Genomic DNA, 20,796 nt, shown 5'->3' with positions numbered 1-20,796 from the left:
CGGGGTCTGAGGTCCAACCATGCGAAAAACCACGTTAAGAAAGCAACCTTCTGAAAAGGCGACGTTTATCAGTTTTTTTTCCGGCCATAAAGGGGGCGGAAATTATTCCCTGCACGGGTATTCGCAAGGATTTCGGTAGTGCTCTGGCTCTGCCCCCCATAACCTGGCGGACAGAGCATGATTGGGAAAGCGGTACCCTCACGGCAGAAACGATTGACGCAGGCTATATTTCTATTATTCTGGAAATATAGATAAAGGAGGTATTATGGATTTAAACACTGCTGCAAACGCACTTCGAGAACTGGGCCACCCGACACGTCTCAGCATATACCGGGAGCTGGTCAGGGCGGGTCATGAAGGCCTGCCGGTTGGCGAACTGCAGAAGCACCTTGAGATTCCTGCCTCCACGCTCAGCCATCATCTTTCAGCGCTGATATCCGCTGGACTCATAAGCCAGGAACGGCAGAGTCGTACCCTGTTCTGCAGGCCCTGCTATGCGCAGCTTGAGCAATTGATGGCCTTTCTGACAGAAGAATGCTGCGCAGGCGGCAGCTGCAGTCTGTCACCCGCAAAGACTCCCGAAGAGACCCCATTGTGAACAACCTGACTGATGCCCTGAAAAATATCGATCCGGCCCTCCTGGACGCGCCGCTGACGGAAGATAAGCTGAAGGCCAGAGAGATAACGCATCCGCCCCGCATCCTGATGCTCTACGGCTCGCTGCGGGCGCGCTCTTACAGCCGGCTGACAACGGAAGAAGGTGCCCGGCTGCTGACGGCCATGGGCGCGGAGGTGAAAATTTTCAACCCGTCCGGCCTGCCACTGCCCGATGATGCGCCGGAGACGCACCCGAAAGTGGCTGAGCTGCGGGAGCTGGTTCTCTGGTCGGAAGGCATGGTCTGGTGCTCTCCGGAGCGTCACGGGGCCATGACCGGCATCATGAAGGCCCAGATTGACTGGATACCGCTGACGTCAGGCGCGGTCCGCCCGTCACAGGGAAAAACCCTGGCCGTCATGCAGGTCAGCGGCGGCTCACAGTCGTTCAACGCTGTAAATCAGATGCGTATTCTTGGACGCTGGATGCGGATGATCACCATCCCGAATCAGTCATCCGTGGCAAAAGCCTGGGCCGAGTTTGATGAGGATGGCCGCATGAAGCCTTCTTCGTATTATGACCGCATAGTGGACGTCATGGAGGAACTGATGAAGTTCACCCTGCTGACGCGCGGTCGCAGTGATTATCTCACCGACCGCTACAGCGAAAGGAAAGAGAGTGCCGCGCAGCTTTCTGAGCGGGTCAACCAGCGCAGCATATAAAAAAGCCGGCAGATGCCGGCTTTTTCCACACTGTTATGCCCGCAGCCTGGTAAAAAATCAGTGGCTGACGCGGTTCCCGTGCTCATCAATGGGGTCGTCTCAGAAAACGGAAAATAAAGCACGCTAAGCCGGTTGCAGCGGCCGTAGCGGCCTGAACTTGCCCGCGCCGATCTTGGCGCTGCTGCGCCAGAGGTAATCGCCGGTCAGGTTGATGTGCTCCCAGCCGAGCGGCGACAGGTACTGCAACAGGCCGTCATCGACGGCTTGACCGTGGCCACGCAAGGCGTTCGCGGCCCGCTCCAGATAGACCGTGTTCCATAGCACGATGGCCGCCGTCACCAGGTTGAGGCCGCTGGCCCGGTAGCGCTGCTGCTCGAAGCTGCGGTCGCGGATTTCCCCCAGGCGGTTGAAGAACACGGCGCGGGCCAGCGCGTTGCGCGCCTCGCCTTTGTTCAGCCCGGCATGCACGCGGCGGCGCAGCTCGACGCTTTGCAGCCAGTCCAGGATGAACAGTGTGCGCTCGATGCGTCCCAGCTCACGCAGGGCGACGGCCAGGCCGTTCTGGCGCGGGTAGCTGCCAAGCTTCCTGAGCATCAGCGAGGCCGTCGCCGTGCCCTGCTTGATCGAGGTGGCCATCCGCAGGATTTCATCCCAATGGGCGCGGACGTGCTTGATGTTGAGCGTGCCGCCGATCATCGGTTTCAACGCCTCGTAGGTGGCATCGCCCTTCGGGATGTAGAGCTTGGTGTCGCCCAGGTCACGAATGCGCGGGGCGAAGCGGAAGCCCAGCAGGTGCATCAACGCGAAGACGTGGTCCGTGAACCCTGCCGTGTCGGTGTAGTGCTCCTCGATCCGCAGGTCGGATTCGTGATACAGCAGGCCGTCGAGCACGTAGGTCGAGTCGCGCACGCCGACGTTCACGACCTTGGTGTGGAACGGCGCGTACTGGTCGGAGATATGGGTGTAGAACGTCCGCCCTGGGCTGCTGCCGTATTTCGGATTGATGTGGCCGGTGCTCTCGGCCTTGCTGCCGGTGCGGAAGTTCTGGCCGTCCGACGATGACGTGGTGCCGTCGCCCCAATGCTCGGCGAAGGGATGTCGGAACTGCGCGTTGACCAGCTCGGCCAGTGCCGCCCCGTAGGTTTCGTCGCGGATGTGCCAGGCTTGCAGCCAGGCCAGCTTGGCGTAGGTCGTGCCGGGGCACGATTCCGCCATCTTGGTCAGGCCCAGGTTGATCGCGTCGGCGAGGATCGTGGTCAGCAACAGGTTTTTGTCCTTGGCCAGGTCGCCTGACTTCAGGTGGGCGAAGTGCCGGGTGAAGCCCGTCCATTCGTCTACCTCCAGCAGCAATTCGGTGATCTTGACGTGCGGTAGGATCATCGCCGTCTGGTCGATCAGGGCCTGTGCGGTATCGGGCACCGCCGCATCGAGCGGCGTGATCTTCAGGCCCGACTCCGTGATGATGGCGTCCGGCAGCTCGTTGGCCAGCGCCATGCGGTTGACGGTGGCGAGCTGCGTTTCCAGCAGCGTCAGCCGGTCATGCAGGTACTGGTCGCAATCGGTGGCCACGGCCAGCGGCAATTCGCTGGCCTGCTTGAGGCTGGCGAATTTCGCGGGCGGCACCAGGTAGTCCTCGAAGTCCTTGAACTGGCGCGAGCCTTGCACCCAGATGTCGCCGGAGCGCAGCGCGTTCTTCAGCTCCGACAGCGCGCACAGTTCGTAGTAGCGCCGGTCGATGCCGGTGTCGGTCATCACCAGCTTCTGCCAGCGCGGCTTGATGAACTCGGTCGGCGCGTCGGTGGGCACCTTGCGGGCGTTGTCGCTGTTCATGCTGCGCAGCACCTCGATGGCGTCGAGTACGTCCTTGGCGGCGGGCGCGGCCCGCAACTTGAGCACGTCGAGAAATTCCGGCGCGTAGCGGCGCAGCGTGGCGTAGCTCTCGCCGATGCGGTGCAGGAAATCGAAGTCCTCGGGTTGCGCGAGCCGCTGCGCTTCGGTGACGCTCTCGGCGAAAGCATCCCAGGACATGACGGCCTCGATGGCGGCGAACGGATCGCGGCCCGCTTGCTTGGCCTCGATCAGCGCCTGGCCGATGCGCCCGAACAGCCGCACCTTGGCATTGATCGCCTTGCCGGATGCCTGGAACTGCTGCTGATGCTTGTTCTTGGCGGCATTGAACAGCTTGCCCAGGATGCGGTCATGCAGGTCGATGATTTCGTCGGTGACGGTGGCCATGCCCTCGATGGCGAGCGCCACCAGGGTCGCGTAACGCCGCTGCGGCTCGAACTTCGCCAGGTCGGCGGGCGTCATCTGGCCGCCCTCGCGGGCGATCTTGAGCAGCCGGTTCTGGTGAACCAGCCGCTCGATGCCGGAGGGCAGGTCGAGCGCCTGCCACGCCTTGAGGCGTTCGATGTGTTCCAGCATGTGCCGCGAGTTCGGTTTGACCGGGGATTGCCGCAGCCAGGCCAGCCACGTCGTCTTGCCGTTGTCGCGGCGCTTGAGCAGATCGTCGAGGCGACGGCGATGCACGTCCGTCAGCGGCTCAGCCAAGGCGTCGTAGAGACGCCGGTTGGCGCGGGTAATCGCTTCGGCGCTCGCCCGCTCGACGGCGTTGAGGGCGGGCACAATGACCGACTGCCGCCGCAGGTGCTCGATCAAGGCTCTGGCCAGCACGATGCCCTTGTCGGTTTGCATGGCCAGCTCGGTCAGCAACTGGACAGCCTGCCGGTAGTGGCCAATCGTGAACGGCTGGAAGCCGAACACCGTTTGCAGCTCGACCAGGTGCTCGCGTCGGGTCTGCTCACGCTGCCCGTACTCGTCCCAGCTTTCGATGCCGACCTTGAGCTGGTTGGCGACCAGTCTCAGCAATGGCGGGAACGGTGGCTCATCAGCGCCAAGGATGACGCCGGGAAAGCGCAGGTAGCAGAGCTGCACCGCGAAGCCCAGCCGATTGGCCGGGCCGCGCCGCTGCCGGATGATGGAGAGGTCGCTTTCGCTGAACGTGTAGTGACGGATCAACTCATCCTTGGTGTCCGGCAACGCCAGCAGGCTTTCGCGCTCGGCGGCGGAGAGGATCGAACGGCGGGGCATGCGGTTTCCTTCTTCTTGAAAACGTAGGTTTGTGACAAGCCCGCCAAGGCAACCGGCGCGGCACGGGAATCAAGGCATTGCGATTCTCGAAAATAGTTCTTGAAATTCTATTCTTGATTGCATATCATCTCAACGAGTTTCGATAAGAAAGGATGCGCATGCGACCGTCTGTTGTGCTTGACATGAAGCGAAGCGCAGTGCGTGAAGCGGTAGGCCGCTTTCGCGCCGCGAACCCGCGCGTCTTCGGCTCGGTGCTGCATGGCACCGACCGGGATGGCAGCGACCTCGACCTGTTGGTCGATGCGCTGCCCGGTGCCACGTTGTTGGACTTGGGCGATTTGGAAGAAGAACTGAAATCGCTGCTCGGCGTTGACGTCGATCTGCTGACTCCCGGCGACCTGCCGCCGAAGTTCCGGGCCAAGGTGCTCGCGGAGGCGCAACCGATATGAGCGAGAACCGCCTGCCCGATTACCTCGACCACATTCAGCAGGCCGCAACCGATGCGCGCAGCTTCGTGGAAGGGATGGCCAAGGACGACTTCTTGGCCGACAAGCGCACCCAGCAGGCCGTCATCATGAGCCTGATCGTCATCGGCGAGGCGGCCACAAAGGTGATGGATGGCTACGTCGAGTTCACCCAGGCGCATGCCGACGTGCCGTGGCGCAGCATGCGCAATATGCGTAATCGCATGGCTCACGGCTATTTCGACATCAACCTCGATGTGGTGTGGGAGACGGTACAGGAATGGCTGCCGGCGTTGCTCCAGCAATTGCCCGCCGTGCGTCAGGATGCCGACGATGAAGACCGTAACGACAACTGTGAAAGAGGAATCTCCGATGACTGTTGAATCGAGAATATTTTCTGTAGCCGAGTATGTTCAGCCGTCCGAAGGCGAGCCTATTCGTTCCGTTGTGCTTGAAACCCGAGACTCAATTATCGTGGTTTGGCATGTCCATCCCGGGCAGGAAATTGCGGCTCACATTCATCCTCACGGCCAAGACACGTGGACTGTTTTGTCGGGAATGGCTGATTACTTTCAGGGCAATGGGATTGTTCGTGCCCTCAGGGAAGGTGAGATAGCCGTGGCAAGACCGGGCCAAGTGCACGGGGCGCGAAATACAGGTACCGAGCCATTTGTGTTAGTCTCGGTTGTGGCATCAGCCAATGCCGGTTTCGTATTGGCTGAGCGATAGAGCCCAATCTCTGGAGTTGGTCCAATGAGCGGTCGGGGAGATAGGTAACAGACATGCAGCGGACACGGCTGCTAAACCAGGTCGCAAACCTCCTTGCGTCGCAGCGTGCCGCAAGCGACGCGATCAATCGAATGGGGTCGGCATGAGACTGAACACCATCCAGTTCCCGACCGCGTAGCCGCCTGTCCTGCCGATCAGGTCTTGACCATCGACGCCTGGGATCAGTCCTGAATGTTCTTGGAGACCACTACGTTATGAGCCGCAGCCGCCGCAAAACACCCATCGTCGGGCACACGACCTGCGGCAGCGAGCGCGAGGACAAGAAGCTCTGGCATCAGCGCTGGCGCACCCGTGAGCGCACGGCGCTGACCAGCGCGTCGCCCGAAGCCCTGAGCGCCCATCTGCCCCTGCTGGAAAACCAGGCCAGCAGCGTCTGGTCGATGGGCAAGGATGGCCGCTCCTACTGGCCCGTCAAGCGCCAGGCCGCCACGGCGGATCGCATCGCCAATCACAAGGGACGCAACCCGCAAGAACGCGCCTCCCTGAAAAAGCGCCTGCTGCGCAAGTGGATGAGCAAATGAAGCTCTCCTTCCATCAGCACATTGCGCTGTTCTGGATGATCGGTGCTCCGGGCGTCTTCGCGCCCGTGATCGAGAACGCCAAGCGGCCCGATGCCGGCGCCGTCATGGCGTGGGGTGTCGCGATCGTGGCGGTGATGATCCTCTTCACCCCTTTGCTGCTGCGCTGTCCACCATTCCGGCGCTGGTATGGCCGGACGGATGCGCTGTCGGAGCGGCAGCGCCAGGCGCTTGCCGAGCGCGGCCTGCGCCGCTACTACCAGACCGCTTTCGATGACGGCTACGTGCCCCGCGTGATGCCCTACGTGTGGCGCATCATCTGGACGGTCGGCGGGTTGATGGCTGTGACCGCCGTACTGCCTACCAACACCGGACGGCCAGCCTTCGATGCCTTGGTGGTCTTCTCGACCTGGTATCCGATAGGCGTGATGCTGCTGGTTTTCGCGTCGAGGCCCCTTGGCCGGTTGATTCGCCAAAGAGCACAGGAGCGGCGGAAATGAGCACGTCAACCATCGAGGCGCTGGCCAGCGCCTGGGCAAGGATTGCCGAGGAAGCGGAATTCCCCGCTGACTACGAGGGGACTGCCACACCACAAGCGCATCGGGCTAGCGAAGCTATTCAGGAGCAGATTCGGGAGCGCATCGTCGCCACCAACGACATGCGGCTGTTCAGCCTGCTGCACCTGCTGGGTCAGGCGTCGCTGCGCATGGAGCAAGCGCTGTGGCCGGAGGATTACGAGCGGATGACGCGCGAGGTTGAGGAAGCCCTGCGGCAAGCCACCGACGCCAACGCCAGATCGTACACCCACGAAGAAGTGATGCAGGCGATGCAGGAACGCATCGACCGGGCGCGAGACAAGCCATGTTGATTGGCTATGCGCGCGTCTCGACGCAGGATCAGAACCTGGAGCTGCAACGCGAAGCCTTGAGCAAGGCCGGATGTAAAAAGGTCTTCGAGGACAAGGTGAGTGGCACGCGGGCAGACCGGCCTGGCTTGGCCAAGACGCTCGAAATGCTGCGCGAAGGCGATACTTTGGTCGTCTGGAAGCTCGACCGGCTGGGCCGGTCGGTCAAGCAACTGGTCGATCTGGTCGGCGAGCTGCACAAGCACGGTGTCCAGTTCAGGAGCCTCACCGACTCCATCGACACCGGCACACCATCCGGGCGGTTCTTCTTCCACGTCATGGCGAGCCTTGCCGAAATGGAGCGCGAGCTGACCGTCGAGCGCACCCGCGCCGGGCTGGAAGTCGCCAAGCAGCTCGGCCGCAAAGGCGGCCGCAAGCCGAAGATGACCGACAGCAAGATCGAGTCGGCCAAGAAGCTGCTGGCCAGCGGGGTGCCGCCCAAGGACGTGGCCAAGAACCTCGGCGTGTCCATTCCGACGCTGTACCGCTGGGTGCCAGCCTCCACGCACGCTTAGCGTGCTTTATTTTCCGTTTTCTGAGACGACCCCATCAATGACGGCTTCGCCGTCCTCTTTGGTAAACGCGCCCTGCTGCGGGTCCGGCAGTATGTCCAGAACCACTTCGGAGGGACGGCACAGCTTCGTGCCGAGCGGTGTCACTACCACCGGGCGATTAATGAGGATCGGATGAGCCAGCATGGCATCGAGCAGTTCGTCATTGCTGAAGCGGTCTTCTGCCAGGCCGAGCTGTTCGTACGGTTCGGTATTTTTGCGCAGCAGGTCGCGCACGCCGATGCCCATATCCGCAATCAGCTTCTTCAGCTCATCGCGTGACGGCGGCGTTTCCAGATACAGAATAACCGTGGGTTCGGCGCCGCTGTTACGGATAAGCGCCAGGGTATTGCGGGATGTCCCGCAGGCCGGGTTGTGGTAAATGGTAATGTCAGTCATAAGCGGTACTCCGTAAAGGGGCTGCACGGGCGCAGCCCCGGGGTTAAAGTTAAACAGACAGGCGCAGGGCCAGCGCGGCCAGCGTGACAAAAAGCACCGGCAGGGTCATCACGATGCCCACGCGGAAGTAATAGCCCCAGCTGATGGTGATGTTTTTCTGTGCCAGCACGTGCAGCCACAGCAGGGTTGCGAGGCTGCCGATAGGGGTTATTTTCGGGCCGAGGTCACAGCCGATGACGTTGGCGTAAATCATCGCCTGCTTCACCACGCCCTGTGCGCTACTACCGTCAATCGACAACGCGCCAACCAGCACGGTGGGCATGTTGTTCATGACGGACGAGAGTGCCGCCGTCAGGAAGCCGGTGCCGAGCGTTGCGCCCCATACGCCGTGCTCTGCAAACCGGTTCAGGGCGGCGGAAAGGTAATCAGTCAGTCCGGCGTTACGCAGTCCGTATACCACCAGATACATGCCCAGCGAAAAGATAACGATCTGCCAGGGCGCGCCTTTCAGCACCCTGCCGGCGTCAATCACGTGTCCTTTGCGGGCAACCAGCCAGAGAATAAACGCCGCCACCGCCGCCACCAGGCTGACCGGCACGCCGAGCGGCTCCAGAGCAAAAAAGCCAACCAGCAGAAGAACCAAAACCACCCAGCCAGCCTTAAAGGTTCGTGCATCCCGGATGGCTTCCCGCGGTGCCTTCAGCTTCGCCAGGTCATAGGTGACCGGGATGTCCCTGCGGAAAAAGAGATGAAGCATCACCAGCGTGGCCGCAATGGAGGCAATGTTCACCGGCACCATGACGGATGCGTACTCGCTGAAGCCCAGCGTAAAGAAGTCAGCCGTTACGATGTTCACCAGGTTCGATACGATGAGCGGCAGGCTGGAGGTGTCAGCGATAAAGCCCGCTGCCATCACAAACCCCAGCGTGGAGCCGGGAGTGAATCCCAGCGCCAGCAGCATGGCAATAACGATCGGCGTCAGAATTAGCGCGGCTCCGTCATTGGCAAACAGCGCCGCCACTGCGGCACCCAGCAGAACGATATACGTGAACAGCAGCCGGCCCCTGCCGCCTCCCCAGCGGGAAACGTGCAGCGCGGCCCACTCAAAAAAGCCGGACTCATCGAGCAGCAGGCTGATAATGATGACCGCAATGAACGTGCCCGTGGCGTTCCAGACAATCTGCCAGACCACCGGAATATCACCGATGTGCACCACGCCGGTCAGCAGCGCCAGCGCCGCACCGATGACGGCACTCCAGCCAATGCTCAGCCCCTTCGGCTGCCAGATGACCAGTACCAGCGTCAGGATGAAAATCGCACCTGCCAGAAACATACCCGCTCCTATTGAATACAAATGCCTGTTAAACCGGACTGATAAATTTTCGATGCGTAATATATTCGATAATCCAGATATATACCGGTAAATTTTTAAATGCAGACAGGCTTGCCGTTGGTGGTGGCGTTATCGCGTTCAGCCTGCCGGCTGAGCTGGCGGATATCATCCCGCTGGCAGAGATAAGCCTGTTCGATAACCGCCGCTGCCCACGCCGGCATATGAGGCGACAGACGATAGTGGATCCATTTTCCGTCCCGCCGGTCGGTAAGCAGCCCGTTTTCTCTCAGCAGAGCCAGATGCCGTGAGATTTTGGGCTGAGTTTCTTTCAGCACGGACGTAAGTTCACAGACGCAGAGCTCCCCTTTTTCGCGTAGCAGCAGCACGAGGCTGAGTCGGGTTTCGTCGGAAAGGCTTTTAAAAAGCTGCAGGGGGGACACGGGTGGCATGGTGACTCCTTATTGTGACTGACCTGAGTGTACCTGTGAAACTTTCTCCGTCAAATTTATATTCACTTAATCATATGTATGTGCGAACGCCGGACGAGCCTGAGCATGCAGAAGGACTTTCCGTCCGGATGCGCCTGACCGGCATTCCATGAACAGCGTTTTTGCCCTGCGCGTTGACCCCGTTAACAATTCGTGTAGAGTAAAAAGCGCTTTTTGCCGTGGTTCATCTGCCCGGCGGGCATTTGTGGCCGGTACTGAACGTCTGTTCATCCGGTCTTTCTGATTACCCGCGCTGCTCTGTCAGCCGTGAAGGAGTGATAAACACCACCATGCGTCTTACGCCACCCTGAGTCGTACCCCTCCTCTGTCGCACTGAATAAACTTCGGCGCGCACTCAAAAACATCCCGTCTGCGGATGTGCTTTTTCGTACGTAAAATTTTTGCCCTCACGGGCTGACCGTAATCAAAAACTGAGAAATGACTATGCTGCTGTCCTCGACGCGTAAGGACTGGCTGGGTAACGTCCGTGGTGACGTCCTTGCCGGTATTGTGGTCGCGCTCGCGCTTATTCCCGAAGCGATCGCCTTTTCCATCATCGCCGGAGTCGACCCGCAGGTCGGGCTCTACTCTGCGTTCTGTATTCCCCTGGTTATGGCCTTCCTCGGCGGCCGTCCGGCAATGATATCGTCCGCCACCGGTGCGATGGCGCTGCTGCTGATCACGCTTGTAAAAGACCACGGCCTGCAGTATCTGCTGGCGGCCTCGGCGCTGACCGGCGTACTGCAGCTGGCGGCCGGCTACCTGAAGCTGGGCAGCCTGATGCGCTACGTCTCCCGCTCGGTGGTCACCGGTTTCGTGAACGCGCTGGCCATCCTGATATTTATGGCGCAGCTGCCGGAGCTGACCAACGTCACCTGGCACGTTTATGCCCTGACCGCTGCGGGCCTGGGCATCATTTATCTCTTCCCGTATCTGAACAAAACCATTCCCTCGCCGCTGGTCTGCATCATCGTGCTGACCGCCATTTCCATGTGGCTGCACCTGGACGTGCGCACCGTGGGTGACATGGGCAAACTGCCGGACAGCCTGCCGGTGTTTCTGATCCCGGATATCCCGCTTAACCTCGACACGCTGATGATTATTCTGCCGTACTCGGCAGGACTTGCCGTGGTGGGGCTGCTGGAGTCGATGATGACCGCCACCATCGTGGACGACATGACCGACACGCCGAGCGATAAAAACCGCGAGTGCAAGGCGCAGGGCGTGGCCAACATCTGCACCTCCTTTATCGGCGGCATGGCGGGCTGCGCGATGATTGGCCAGTCGGTGATCAACGTCAAATCGGGCGGGCGCGGGCGGCTTTCCACGCTCACCGCCGGCGTGGTGCTGCTGCTGATGGTGGTGTTCCTGCGCGACTGGGTGTCCCGGATACCCATGGCGGCTCTGGTGGCGGTGATGATCATGGTCTCCATCGGCACCTTCTCCTGGCGCTCCATCAGCAACCTGCGCAGCCATCCGCTGTCAACCAGCGTGGTGATGCTGGCCACCGTGGTGGTGGTGGTGGCGACCGATAACCTGGCGTTTGGCGTGCTCACCGGCGTGCTGATTGCCTCGCTGAACTTCGCCACCAAGGTCGCCCGCTTTATGGCGGTCTCCTCTGAGCTGAAGGACGACACCCGCACCTATACCGTAGCCGGCCAGGTATTCTTTGCCTCATCCGATCGCTTTATGAGCCACTTCGACTTCCGTGAAGCGGTGGAGCGCGTGGTGATTGACGTAACGCACGCCCACTTCTGGGATATCACCTCCGTGAGCGCGCTGGACCGGGTGGTTATCAAGTTCCGTCGCGAAGGCACGGAAGTGGAGATCAAGGGTATGAATGACGCGACCCGCACCCTCGTTGACCGCTTCGGAGTGCATGACAAGCCTGAAGAAGTGGAAAAGCTGATGGGTGGCCATTAATTTACTGGAGAAAGCATCATGAATAACACCGTTATTGCCTGCGTTGACGGCTCGCCGTCAACCCGGCCGGTCTGTGAGTATGCTGCCTGGGCAGCCGGTAAACTTGGCGCGCCGCTGGCGCTGCTGCACGTGCTCGAAAAGAGTGAGACTCCCGCCGTGTCTGACCTGACCGGGAGCATTGGTATTGACAGCCGGGAGCAGCTGACCGAAGCGCTGGTCCGCGTCGAGGGTGAGCGCAGCCGGCTGCTGATGGCGCAGGGCAAGGCCGTGCTGGCCGGCTGTGCGGAGCTCCTGAAGCAGACCGGACAGCCGGACGCACAGCTGCTGCAAAAGCACGGCGCACTGGACGAAATCCTGGCGGAGCTGGGCGAAGTCCGGCTGATGGTGCTGGGGCGCCGCGGGACGCAGAATCAGGTAGGCAGCCATCTGGAAAGCGTCATTCGCCTGCAGAAAAACCCGGTGCTGATTGTGCCGGAGACGTTTACGCCGCCGGCGCGGGTGATGTTTGCGTACGACGGCAGCAGTGAGAGCCGTAAAAACCTGACGCGCCTGACGGTCAGCCCGCTGCTGCACGGCCTGAGCTGTCATATCGTGATGGTCAACGGTGACATGTCAGCCCTGCAGGATGCGCAGGCTGTTCTTCAGGAAGCCGGTATCACGACCGAGACACGCCTGCTGGAAGACGAGTCCGTAACCGGGGCGCTGTGCCGCTACGCGGACGCCCATGATATCGACCTCACGGTAATGGGGGCCTGCGGGCACTCCCGGTTACGGCGATTCTTTATTGGCAGCCACACCACGGAAATGCTGTCTGAAAGCCGTCAGCCCCTGCTGATGCTGCGATGAAACAGGCGGGCCTGATATCAGGCCCGCCTTCACAGGGGAAAGAGGATGACGGGTATGAAGGTAAAGGCGCGTTATTGCGGCGCATCCGTCCTGATACCGGTGGCCAGCAGGCTGGCGCCAAGAATGTAGACCAGGCAGAACAGGGCCTGAAGATGCAGGGTGACATGGTTATCTATCAGCACGCCCATGATTACCGGGGATGCCCCGCTGGCAATCACCGTCCCTGCCTCAACCGCCGAGCGCACCCTGGCCAGCTGCGCCGGACCAAACAGCTGTACCCAGAGCGCGGTGGCAAGCGTTGAGGCAATGGCCGACGATACGCCGGTCATAATCAGGTAAAAAGGCGTCACCCACTGACCGTTGCTGAGCCATAGCGCCAGCATGGCCAGGGCCTGTGGCATCAGAAACCACGGCAGCAGCCTGCGTGGTGAGAGCCGGTCAATCAGCGGGCCAAACGACAGCAGCGATACCGCCTGGGTAATGGCATAGGCAATAAACCATACCGCCACCCACGACAGCTCCCAGCCTTTCTCCTGTGCCAGCCTCGCCTGGTGGAAGAAGAAGCCGGTGGTGATAAAGGGGGAGGCCAGCACGACAGGCAGCGCCAGCAGCAGGTTGCGGTTTCGCCATACCGGCGCCTCTTTTTCTTTCTCCTCACCCCGCTTTCTGAACGTACGCAGCGGCTTCTCTTTCCCGCGGGGCAAAAACATCAGCGCGACCCCCACGCCGGCAACAAGCATTCCGGCATTGATGCCCCAGGCAGCGCGCCATCCCGTCAGCGCGCTTATCTGCACCGCAATCACAGGAAAAACGGCCTGCGCCAGCGAGAGCCCCAGCGCGATGGCGCCGAGCGCCTTGCCTGCATCAAGGGGGAACTGGCGCGCCGTTGCGGTCAGCGCAGTATGCACCATCAGTCCCTGGCCGCCGAGGCGCAGAAAGTAAAACCCGATGCACAGCATCCACGCCGCCTGTGCGCCGGAAACCAGCAGGCAGGCCGTGAGCAGCAAAAGGGTGACCGCCAGCGTGAAGCGGCGGGTCGTGGTGTAGTCAATCAGCCGTCCGGCCCAGGTCAGCGTGATGGCGCTCATCACCGTTCCGATTGCGTACAGGCCGCCCAGTCCGCCGTCGGTGAGCCCAAAGGCCTCACGAAAATCCTGCCCGTAAAGTGAGACAAAATAGGTCTGTCCAAAGCTGGACATGGCCATCAGCATCGCACCGAACGTAAGGTGAGAGGCGTGATGAAACATAAACCGAAAAAGCTGACGCATGAATATCCCTGAAGGCGGGCTGCAGCCCGCCGATTAATCACGACGTGTCCGTACCGGCTGCTGCGGACACGGCGCCTGCGTCCCTGAAGCAGGTACACGCGGGTTCACCGTGAAAGGTGGCAGTCCCGTAACGGATATGAGAGAACGGTACCCGGCGCGGACTGGCTGTCGCGGCAGGCTCTCTGATAAAGGACGGGCGAAGAGAAACTCAGGGTGGCGTAATGTGCATGACTCACAGTCAGATATAAAATGCTGCCGAAACGATAATTTTTAATGCTCTTCAGGTCAAGCCTGAAAACGGGCTCCTCATGCCCGCCGCAGGGGGAGTCGCACAAAAACAGTGGATAGCCGCTTGATTAACGCCCGTGACCGGGCCAGAATTGCGGCGAGGTGATGGCGTTCCACCTTACCCAACCGCTTCCCCTGAGAAGCTGATGACGCCTGATATTACTCCCCTTTAACCGGGAGTATGTCAGGCCGCCCCGTATCATCAGCCTGCATACTCCCTCTGACACAGAGGTAAACCCCGTGAAATCTTATCTGGCCATTATCATTGGTGGATCCGCTGGCTGCCTGATCCGCTGGCTGCTTGGCGCACGCCTGAACAGCCTGTTTCCTGACCTGCCACCGGGCACGCTGGTAGTGAACCTTGCGGGCGGATTTATCATTGGTGCGTCGCTGGCCTGGTTCATGCGCCATCCTGACCTGGATCCGGCCTGGCGATTACTTGTTATCACCGGGCTGTGCGGTGGGCTGACCACGTTTTCCACGTTTTCCCTGGAAATATTCTCACAGCTGCAGTCCGGTAATTATTTCTGGGCGTTTACTTCACTGCTGGTACACGTAACCGGCTCCATTCTGATGACTGCCCTGGGTTTTTTTGTCGTCACATGGCTGCTGTGAGCGTGTGGCTGATGACGGATAAAAATGCCCCTGCCTGCGGCAGCTTTACAGGGCTTTACCTCTTCCGCCTGAAGCGGGCCGGACGTTATGATAAAATTAACGTCACGCTAATTCGTTAATTTATCAGCAATTAATTATCGTATTTTTTATATCTTCAGCGTAGCTCAGCCGGCTTATCCTCTGATAACCAGCGGTTGTATATCAGGGGAAGGCCTGTTTTTTTTGAATAAAGGGAGGGAGTGTGTCAGAAATCCCAGACAGAAATAAAAAGAGGATGTCAGAAGTGCCATCTGCATTTTTCAGCTCGCCCGCAGCCGGCGGCATCGTGCTCATCATCGCCTCAGCAGCCGCTATCATCGTGGCTAACTCTCCGCTCAGGGAGGGATATGAGGTATTCCTGAAATACAACGCCGCCGGCCTCTCCGTTGAGCACTGGATAAACGACGCCCTGATGGCCGTGTTCTTCATGATGGTCGGCCTGGAAATCAAGCGCGAGCTTCTCACCGGTCAGCTTGCCACCTGGGGCCAGCGCGCGCTGCCGGGATTTGCCGCGCTGGGCGGGATGGCCGTGCCTGCGGCCATTTACGTATGGTTTAATGCGGGCAGCGATGAAACCCTCGCTGGCTGGGCAATTCCTGCCGCCACGGACATTGCCTTTGCGCTCGGGGTACTGGCACTGCTGGGCAGTCGCGTACCTGCCTCGCTGAAAATTTTCCTGTCGGCGCTGGCTATTCTGGACGACATGGGCGCAGTGGCTATTATTGCGCTCTTCTATACCAGTAATATTTCGTTTCTGATGCTGGCCGGTGCGGCGGTCACGGTTGCTCTGCTGTTTATCATGAACCGTGCCGGGATTACCCGGCTGTTTCCCTATCTGCTGGCGGGGGGCGTGCTGTGGTTTTTCATGCTTCAGTCCGGGGTGCACGCCACCATCGCGGGTATCCTGCTGGCGCTCTTTATCCCGCTGCGGGTAACCGATCCGGATAAACAATCCCCTCTTGCCCGGCTGGAGCACGGCATCAATCCGTGGGTGACGTTTCTGATACTGCCGCTGTTTGGCTTCGCAAATGCGGGGGTCGCGCTCTCCGGTATGACGGCTGATGACCTGATGTCGCCGGTACCGGTCGGCGTTGCGCTGGGCCTGTTTGTTGGCAAGCAGGCGGGCATTTTCGGCCTGTCGCTGCTGGCCGTCAGCCTGGGCCTGGCAAAACGGCCTGAAAAAAGTACCTGGCTGCAGGTTTACGGCGTATCGGTCCTGTGCGGAATAGGGTTTACCATGAGCCTGTTTATCGGCAACCTGGCGTTTGCAGAAAGCCCCCTGTTGGTGGACGAGGTCAAGGTGGGGGTACTTGCCGGCTCTGTACTGGCAGCACTGGCGGGTATGCTGATACTGCGCTTTTCTCCTTCGCATCCTTCCCGGTAACGCATTCGGGTCCGGAAAATCCCCGTGATGACGGGGATTTTTATTTCCCTGCAAACTTATTAATCAACAGGGCCACCTTCATTACCGTCGGCATTTATTCAGGTGCTTATCATCACACTGGTGCCCGCATTTATAGTTTGCCGAAAAAATTCGCACCGTTAATCATGCAGGTACAAACAAAAAGCAGTCTTTTTGTCAATCATGGCAACTTTTCCTGGCCGCCCCCGGTTATGTCGGTTCTCTCGCCTGTTATTAATGTAGCGGGTAATGTCCCATTTCAAAAAGGGGAAAGGGAGAGGCATGCTGATGTCTAAAATCAGAATGCCCCCGGAGTTCTGTTTATGGATGAGAACCTACAGCTGCTTGTGTCCTGCCAGAATTTTCAGGCCAATGATACCCGCCAGAATCAGTCCGAAACAGGCAATGCGTAACAGGCCCTTATCTTCATTTAAGTAAATTATTCCGTACGCTGCTGTCCCTAAAGCACCAATCCCGACCCAGACCGCATAAGCGGTTCCTACAGGAATAGTCCGTGTTGCCAGGGACAAAAAGTACATGCTCACACCGATAAATGTCAGGCAAAAAATACTGGGGTAGATCCGGGTAAATCCCTCAGTCCGGAGCATTGACGCGGCATAAAAGACTTCGGCTATGCCGGCAATCACCAGATACATCCATCCATTCATAAAACTCCTTTAACGGCTCATCAAAACCAGCAATATTGTGGGCAATGTTAACTCTGTTTTTAAGCAGGGGATCATCAGCATCAACCGCGAAACCCTTTCCGGCACAGGAAAAAATCGCTGCCTGCGTCGGGTTAACTGCCTGGGCCCAGTTTTTTTAACCTGAAATAGGTGGCCCTGGATATGCCGGTTTTCTCCATCACCAGTTTAATGGGCGTTTCGTGCCGGATAAGCTCCAGTGCGGCGGCCGATTTGTGATGAGGTTTCCGTCCAAACCTGACGCCTGCCGCCATGGCGATGACCCGGCCTTCGTTTGTGCGCTCCAGGATCCGCTCCCGCTCAGCTTCAGCAACGGCAGCAAGGATCTGAATGACCATTTTACCCATCGTGCCTTCAGTACTCAGTCCATTCTCCAGAAACCGGATGGCTATTCCCTTTTTATAGCAGGCATCAACAATGTGGATCATATCCGCTGTGTTGCGGCCAAGCCGGTCCATTTTGGTACACATGATAATGTCATCTTTTTCGGCACGGGCAAGCAGCCGTTGTAACCCTTCACGTTCGTCCGTGGCGCCCGACATCATGTCAGTAAAAATCCGGTCATCTCTGACGCCTGAAGATTTCAGCTCCATGATCTGCGCCGTCAGTTTCTGATGGCTCGTTGATACCCTTGCATATCCCAGTAATGCCATATTGGTCTCACAAATCGATACTGATACTGCGTAGTATCATAAAGCATAAAACACGATTTTTGATACTCATGTAAGCACGCACTTTAAAAGGTCTCAAAACTTATAATATCTGAGACTATCAAAATTTGAGCAGAGCGATACCCTTACGAAAGGATGCGGGATGAGTGACGGTTTTCTGACCAGTGAACAGACCGAAAACTACGGACGGTATGCCGCCGAGCCTAACGAGGTTCAGCTGGCCCGGTATTTTCATCTTGATGAACGCGATCTTGTTTTTATTAATCAGCGCCGGGGGAAACATAACCGATTTGGGATTGCCCTTCAGCTAACCACGGCCCGTTTTCTGGGAACCTTCCAGACCGATCCCTTGCAAATACCTCCCGGCGTCCGAAATTACGTTGCATTACAGCTGAACATTCATCGCCCTGAGATCATGGCCCGATACGCCCAGAGAGAGAATACCCGTTGGGAGCATCAAAGGCTGATCAGGCAACACTCTGACTACCATGATTTTGGCGATTTCCCCTGGTCGTTCAGACTGAAACGTCTGCTTTATATCCGCACATGGCTCAGTAACGAGCGCCCCGGTCTGATGTTCGATTTTGCCACGGCATGGTTGCTCCAGAATAAAGTATTGTTGCCCGCAGCCTCAGCGCTGACGAGGCTCATTGGCGAAATTCGTGAGCGGGCAAGCAGGCGTTTGTGGCGCAGACTGGCTGCATTACCTGACAGCTGGCAGACTGAGCAACTGGCCGGTCTGCTTGTCATACCGGAAGGACAGCGGGTTTCCGTGATGGAGCAGATACGAAAAGGGCCCGTCAACGTCAGTGGTCCGGCCTTTACTGACGCACTTCAGCGCTACACACGCCTGCGCAGCCTGGAGTTTTCCCGGCTGAATTTTGCCGGGCTGCCTGCAATTCAACTCCGCAACCTGGCTCGTTATGCTGGCATGGCTTCGGTAAAATATATCGCCAGAATGCCGGAGGAACGGCGGCTGGCCATCCTGACCGCGTTTGTTAAAGCACAGGAAATTTTGGCACTCGATGAGGCTGTCGATGTTCTGGATCTGCTGATCCTCAATATCACGCGTTCAGCGAAGCAAACCGGGCAGAAAAAACGGCTCAGAACGCTCAAAGATCTTGATCGCGCGGCGCTACTTCTGGCACATGCATGTACGCTTTTACTGGATGATAAAATGGATGACGCAGCGCTGCGTCAGACTATTTTCAGCCACGTACCAAAGAACCGGCTGGCGGAATCCGTAGGTAAAGTCAATGAGCTTGCCCGCCCGCAGGACACAAATTTCCAGGATGAAATGGTCGAGCAATATGGACGGGTTAAGCGCTTTCTGCCAGCGATGCTGCGTGATTTACATTTTCAGTCTGCCCCTGCCGGCGAAAATACGCTATCGGCCATACATTACCTGGCCGAACTGAGTGGTTCGAAAAAACGCCTCCTGGAGAATGCGCCTGAGCAGATCATTACAGGTCCCTGGAAACGTCTGGTGTACGACTCCGAAGGCCGGATACAGCGTGCAGGATACTCATTGTGCCTGCTGGAACGCCTTCAGGATTCGCTGCGTCGCCGCGATATCTGGCTGGAGAACAGCGATCGCTGGGGCGATCCGCGTCAGAAGTTTCTTCAGGGGAAAGAATGGCAGGCTCAGCGGATCGCCGTATGCCGGGCGCTTGGACACCCCACCGATGGTGGAAATGCCGTTAAACAGCTGGCAACCGAACTGGACGAAACCTGGAAAACGGTGGCCTCACGCTTTGAGCTGAATGCTGCCGTGAGCATCTGTCATCAGGGTAAATATCCGTCCCTGACCATCAGCAGTCTGGAAAAACTGGAAGAACCGCAGCCGCTGATTCTTCTGAACAGCCGCGTCAGGCAGCTGGTCCCCCCTGTTGATCTGACAGAGCTGCTGCTTGAAATTGACGCCCGGACTGGTTTTACCCGCGAATTCACTCATGTGAGTGAGTCTGAAGCCCGTGCTCAGGATCTTAACATCAGCCTGTGTGCCGTACTGCTCGCTGAAGCCTGCAATATCGGACATGAACCGCTGATCAAACACAGTATTCCGGCACTGACCCGCCACCGTCTGAGCTGGGTAAAACAAAACTACATTCGGGCTGAAACGCTGGTCAGCGCTAATGCCCGGTTGGTCGATTTTCAGTCCACGCTGGAACTGTCTGAGCGCTGGGGCGGCGGAGAAGTGGCTTCTGCAGATGGGATGCGCTTTGTCACTCCTGTAAAAACGCTGAACTCTGGCCCTAACAGAAAATACTTTGGCTCAGGGCGTGGGATCACCTGGTACAATTTTGTTTCTGACCAGTATTCCGGCTTTCACGGCATCGTTATCCCCGGTACGTTGCGTGACTCTATCTTTGTGCTGGAAGGGCTTCTGGAGCAGCAGACGGGGCTGAATCCGGTGGAGATTATGACGGACACTGGAGGGTCCAGCGACATTATCTTTGGCCTGTTCTGGCTGCTGGGCTACCAGTTTTCGCCCCGCCTGGCAGATGCCGGTGAGGCGGTATTTTGGCGTGCAGATAAAAATGCGAACTACGGGGTACTGGATGAGCTGGCGCGGGGATGCGTTGAACTGTCAAAGATAGAAACCCAATGGGATGAAATGATGAGGGTTTCCGGTTCTCTGAAGCTGGGTACAGTCCACGCCTCAGAACTTGTGGGCTCGCTTTTAAAAAGTTCCCGTCCGTCAGGGCTGGCGCAGGCGATTATGGAGGTGGGACGGGTCAACAAGACGCTGTACCTCCTCAACTACATTGATGATGAAGAATATCGTCGCAGGATACTGACTCAGCTTAACCGGGGAGAAGGCCGTCACGCCGTGGCAAGGGCGATCTGTTACGGCCAACGTGGTGAGATTAGAAAACGTTACCGTGAGGGGCAGGAGGATCAACTGGGTGCGCTGGGGCTTGTCACTAACGCAGTTGTATTGTGGAACACGCTTTATATGCAGGAAGCGCTATCACATTTGCGCAGCGCTGGTGAGATCCCGGAAGACGAGCATATCTCACGCCTGTCGCCACTGATGTACGGTCATATCAACATGCTGGGACATTATACGTTCACGCTGCCGGAAAATATTCTGAAGGGAGAGTTGAGGCCATTAAATTTCAATTCAAACAATGAATTATTGCCTTAACGTGGTTTTTTACACGATTGAACCTCGAACCCCTAT

At 58.4% G+C, this 20,796-nt stretch carries 21 protein-coding genes and 1 riboswitch; of the genes, 14 read left to right on the top strand and 7 right to left on the bottom strand.

Annotated features, from left to right (window positions below; genetic code table 11):
* Positions 1-265: 265 nt before the first annotated feature.
* Positions 266-598 (top strand): ArsR/SmtB family transcription factor, encoded by a 333-nt coding sequence (locus MMW58_RS30195; RefSeq protein WP_001549890.1) that lies wholly within the window; start codon positions 266-268, stop codon positions 596-598.
* A 5-nt stretch (positions 599-603) separates the two neighbouring features.
* On the top strand, positions 604-1,317 hold the full coding sequence (gene arsH / locus MMW58_RS30190) for an arsenical resistance protein ArsH (protein ID WP_025801347.1): 714 nt from the start codon (positions 604-606) through the stop codon (positions 1,315-1,317).
* Between the two features lie 123 nt (positions 1,318-1,440).
* Here the strand turns inward: arsH and MMW58_RS30185 are convergent, their stop codons facing one another.
* Positions 1,441-4,407: a Tn3-like element ISPa38 family transposase gene (locus tag MMW58_RS30185; RefSeq protein WP_003100881.1), complete on the bottom strand. Its 2,967-nt coding sequence runs from the start codon at positions 4,405-4,407 to the stop codon at positions 1,441-1,443.
* Between the two features lie 158 nt (positions 4,408-4,565).
* Here MMW58_RS30185 and MMW58_RS30180 point away from each other — a divergent pair, with 158 nt between their 5' ends.
* From MMW58_RS30180 to MMW58_RS30150, 7 genes are all read left to right on the top strand, one after another.
* Positions 4,566-4,856 carry a nucleotidyltransferase family protein gene (locus tag MMW58_RS30180; protein WP_001247892.1) on the top strand — a complete coding sequence of 97 codons (291 nt, stop codon included), beginning with the start codon at positions 4,566-4,568 and terminating at the stop codon, positions 4,854-4,856.
* On the top strand, positions 4,853-5,254 hold the full coding sequence (locus MMW58_RS30175) for a HepT-like ribonuclease domain-containing protein (RefSeq protein ID WP_001293886.1): 402 nt from the start codon (positions 4,853-4,855) through the stop codon (positions 5,252-5,254). The genes MMW58_RS30180 and MMW58_RS30175 overlap by 4 nt, the downstream gene beginning before the upstream one ends.
* Positions 5,244-5,600, top strand: coding sequence for a cupin domain-containing protein (locus MMW58_RS30170; RefSeq protein ID WP_000215515.1), 357 nt, complete (start codon positions 5,244-5,246; stop codon positions 5,598-5,600). The genes MMW58_RS30175 and MMW58_RS30170 overlap by 11 nt, the downstream gene beginning before the upstream one ends.
* Before the next feature lie 254 nt (positions 5,601-5,854).
* A complete protein-coding gene (locus MMW58_RS30165; protein ID WP_003100858.1) occupies positions 5,855-6,181 on the top strand; it encodes a hypothetical protein in 327 nt (108 codons plus the stop codon).
* Positions 6,178-6,678, top strand: coding sequence for a hypothetical protein (locus MMW58_RS30160; protein WP_003100856.1), 501 nt, complete (start codon positions 6,178-6,180; stop codon positions 6,676-6,678). Before MMW58_RS30165 ends, MMW58_RS30160 begins: the two co-directional genes overlap by 4 nt.
* Positions 6,675-7,046: a hypothetical protein gene (locus MMW58_RS30155; protein ID WP_003100853.1), complete on the top strand. Its 372-nt coding sequence runs from the start codon at positions 6,675-6,677 to the stop codon at positions 7,044-7,046. Before MMW58_RS30160 ends, MMW58_RS30155 begins: the two co-directional genes overlap by 4 nt.
* On the top strand, positions 7,040-7,597 hold the full coding sequence (locus MMW58_RS30150) for a recombinase family protein (RefSeq protein WP_004118524.1): 558 nt from the start codon (positions 7,040-7,042) through the stop codon (positions 7,595-7,597). Before MMW58_RS30155 ends, MMW58_RS30150 begins: the two co-directional genes overlap by 7 nt.
* Positions 7,598-7,603: 6 nt before the next feature.
* On the opposite strand, the gene arsC is transcribed toward MMW58_RS30150, so the two are convergent.
* From arsC to MMW58_RS30135, 3 genes are all read right to left on the bottom strand, one after another.
* Positions 7,604-8,032, bottom strand: coding sequence for a glutaredoxin-dependent arsenate reductase (arsC, locus tag MMW58_RS30145; protein WP_004118526.1), 429 nt, complete (start codon positions 8,030-8,032; stop codon positions 7,604-7,606).
* Between the two features lie 49 nt (positions 8,033-8,081).
* Positions 8,082-9,365: an arsenic transporter gene (locus tag MMW58_RS30140; RefSeq protein WP_241723829.1), complete on the bottom strand. Its 1,284-nt coding sequence runs from the start codon at positions 9,363-9,365 to the stop codon at positions 8,082-8,084.
* A 95-nt stretch (positions 9,366-9,460) separates the two neighbouring features.
* Positions 9,461-9,814 carry a metalloregulator ArsR/SmtB family transcription factor gene (locus MMW58_RS30135; protein WP_001549886.1) on the bottom strand — a complete coding sequence of 118 codons (354 nt, stop codon included), beginning with the start codon at positions 9,812-9,814 and terminating at the stop codon, positions 9,461-9,463.
* A gap of 483 nt (positions 9,815-10,297) precedes the next feature.
* On the opposite strand from MMW58_RS30135, the gene MMW58_RS30130 reads away from it, so the two are divergent.
* Positions 10,298-11,776 (top strand): SulP family inorganic anion transporter, encoded by a 1,479-nt coding sequence (locus tag MMW58_RS30130; RefSeq protein ID WP_001549885.1) that lies wholly within the window; start codon positions 10,298-10,300, stop codon positions 11,774-11,776.
* 18 nt (positions 11,777-11,794) lie between these two features.
* Positions 11,795-12,622 (top strand): universal stress protein, encoded by an 828-nt coding sequence (locus MMW58_RS30125; RefSeq protein WP_004118529.1) that lies wholly within the window; start codon positions 11,795-11,797, stop codon positions 12,620-12,622.
* Between the two features lie 71 nt (positions 12,623-12,693).
* Here MMW58_RS30125 and MMW58_RS30120 read toward each other — a convergent pair whose 3' ends face one another.
* Positions 12,694-13,890 carry an MFS transporter gene (locus MMW58_RS30120; RefSeq protein WP_001549953.1) on the bottom strand — a complete coding sequence of 399 codons (1,197 nt, stop codon included), beginning with the start codon at positions 13,888-13,890 and terminating at the stop codon, positions 12,694-12,696.
* 380 nt (positions 13,891-14,270) lie between these two features.
* Positions 14,271-14,341, top strand: a riboswitch (Fluoride riboswitch).
* Between the two features lie 77 nt (positions 14,342-14,418).
* Between MMW58_RS30120 and crcB the strand changes: the two genes are divergently transcribed.
* Positions 14,419-14,793, top strand: coding sequence for a fluoride efflux transporter CrcB (crcB, locus tag MMW58_RS30115; RefSeq protein ID WP_004118534.1), 375 nt, complete (start codon positions 14,419-14,421; stop codon positions 14,791-14,793).
* A 274-nt stretch (positions 14,794-15,067) separates the two neighbouring features.
* Complete coding sequence (gene nhaA, locus MMW58_RS30110) at positions 15,068-16,216, top strand: Na+/H+ antiporter NhaA (protein WP_011977829.1); 1,149 nt, start codon at positions 15,068-15,070, stop codon at positions 16,214-16,216.
* 353 nt (positions 16,217-16,569) lie between these two features.
* Here the strand turns inward: nhaA and MMW58_RS30105 are convergent, their stop codons facing one another.
* Together MMW58_RS30105 and MMW58_RS30100 are read right to left on the bottom strand one after the other, a co-directional pair.
* A complete protein-coding gene (locus tag MMW58_RS30105; protein ID WP_004118538.1) occupies positions 16,570-16,902 on the bottom strand; it encodes a DMT family transporter in 333 nt (110 codons plus the stop codon).
* A gap of 131 nt (positions 16,903-17,033) precedes the next feature.
* Positions 17,034-17,591: a recombinase family protein gene (locus tag MMW58_RS30100; RefSeq protein WP_004118540.1), complete on the bottom strand. Its 558-nt coding sequence runs from the start codon at positions 17,589-17,591 to the stop codon at positions 17,034-17,036.
* Between the two features lie 160 nt (positions 17,592-17,751).
* Between MMW58_RS30100 and MMW58_RS30095 the strand changes: the two genes are divergently transcribed.
* Positions 17,752-20,760 carry a Tn3 family transposase gene (locus MMW58_RS30095; RefSeq protein ID WP_004118541.1) on the top strand — a complete coding sequence of 1,003 codons (3,009 nt, stop codon included), beginning with the start codon at positions 17,752-17,754 and terminating at the stop codon, positions 20,758-20,760.
* Positions 20,761-20,796 lie beyond the last annotated feature (36 nt).

Source organism: Klebsiella sp. HC6 (assembly GCF_022605325.1).
In the GTDB taxonomy this organism is placed as follows: Bacteria; Pseudomonadota; Gammaproteobacteria; order Enterobacterales; family Enterobacteriaceae; genus Klebsiella; species Klebsiella terrigena.
This window is presented reverse-complemented; position numbering and strand designations above follow the sequence as displayed.

What these genes read in the sequence shown, in the direction of transcription:
- MMW58_RS30140 (WP_241723829.1), bottom strand. Translation starts at nt 9,365, where the DNA reads ATGTTTCTGGCAGGTGCGATTTTCATCCTGACGCTGGTACTGGTCATC.
- nhaA (WP_011977829.1), top strand. Translation starts at nt 15,068, where the DNA reads ATGTCAGAAGTGCCATCTGCATTTTTCAGCTCGCCCGCAGCCGGCGGC.
- MMW58_RS30185 (WP_003100881.1), bottom strand. Translation starts at nt 4,407, where the DNA reads ATGCCCCGCCGTTCGATCCTCTCCGCCGCCGAGCGCGAAAGCCTGCTG.
- MMW58_RS30170 (WP_000215515.1), top strand. Translation starts at nt 5,244, where the DNA reads ATGACTGTTGAATCGAGAATATTTTCTGTAGCCGAGTATGTTCAGCCG.
- MMW58_RS30125 (WP_004118529.1), top strand. Translation starts at nt 11,795, where the DNA reads ATGAATAACACCGTTATTGCCTGCGTTGACGGCTCGCCGTCAACCCGG.
- MMW58_RS30160 (WP_003100856.1), top strand. Translation starts at nt 6,178, where the DNA reads ATGAAGCTCTCCTTCCATCAGCACATTGCGCTGTTCTGGATGATCGGT.
- MMW58_RS30095 (WP_004118541.1), top strand. Translation starts at nt 17,752, where the DNA reads ATGAGTGACGGTTTTCTGACCAGTGAACAGACCGAAAACTACGGACGG.
- MMW58_RS30165 (WP_003100858.1), top strand. Translation starts at nt 5,855, where the DNA reads ATGAGCCGCAGCCGCCGCAAAACACCCATCGTCGGGCACACGACCTGC.
- arsC (WP_004118526.1), bottom strand. Translation starts at nt 8,032, where the DNA reads ATGACTGACATTACCATTTACCACAACCCGGCCTGCGGGACATCCCGC.
- MMW58_RS30150 (WP_004118524.1), top strand. Translation starts at nt 7,040, where the DNA reads ATGTTGATTGGCTATGCGCGCGTCTCGACGCAGGATCAGAACCTGGAG.
- MMW58_RS30120 (WP_001549953.1), bottom strand. Translation starts at nt 13,890, where the DNA reads ATGCGTCAGCTTTTTCGGTTTATGTTTCATCACGCCTCTCACCTTACG.
- MMW58_RS30130 (WP_001549885.1), top strand. Translation starts at nt 10,298, where the DNA reads ATGCTGCTGTCCTCGACGCGTAAGGACTGGCTGGGTAACGTCCGTGGT.
- MMW58_RS30195 (WP_001549890.1), top strand. Translation starts at nt 266, where the DNA reads ATGGATTTAAACACTGCTGCAAACGCACTTCGAGAACTGGGCCACCCG.
- MMW58_RS30180 (WP_001247892.1), top strand. Translation starts at nt 4,566, where the DNA reads ATGCGACCGTCTGTTGTGCTTGACATGAAGCGAAGCGCAGTGCGTGAA.
- MMW58_RS30135 (WP_001549886.1), bottom strand. Translation starts at nt 9,814, where the DNA reads ATGCCACCCGTGTCCCCCCTGCAGCTTTTTAAAAGCCTTTCCGACGAA.
- MMW58_RS30100 (WP_004118540.1), bottom strand. Translation starts at nt 17,591, where the DNA reads ATGGCATTACTGGGATATGCAAGGGTATCAACGAGCCATCAGAAACTG.
- MMW58_RS30105 (WP_004118538.1), bottom strand. Translation starts at nt 16,902, where the DNA reads ATGAATGGATGGATGTATCTGGTGATTGCCGGCATAGCCGAAGTCTTT.
- MMW58_RS30175 (WP_001293886.1), top strand. Translation starts at nt 4,853, where the DNA reads ATGAGCGAGAACCGCCTGCCCGATTACCTCGACCACATTCAGCAGGCC.
- MMW58_RS30155 (WP_003100853.1), top strand. Translation starts at nt 6,675, where the DNA reads ATGAGCACGTCAACCATCGAGGCGCTGGCCAGCGCCTGGGCAAGGATT.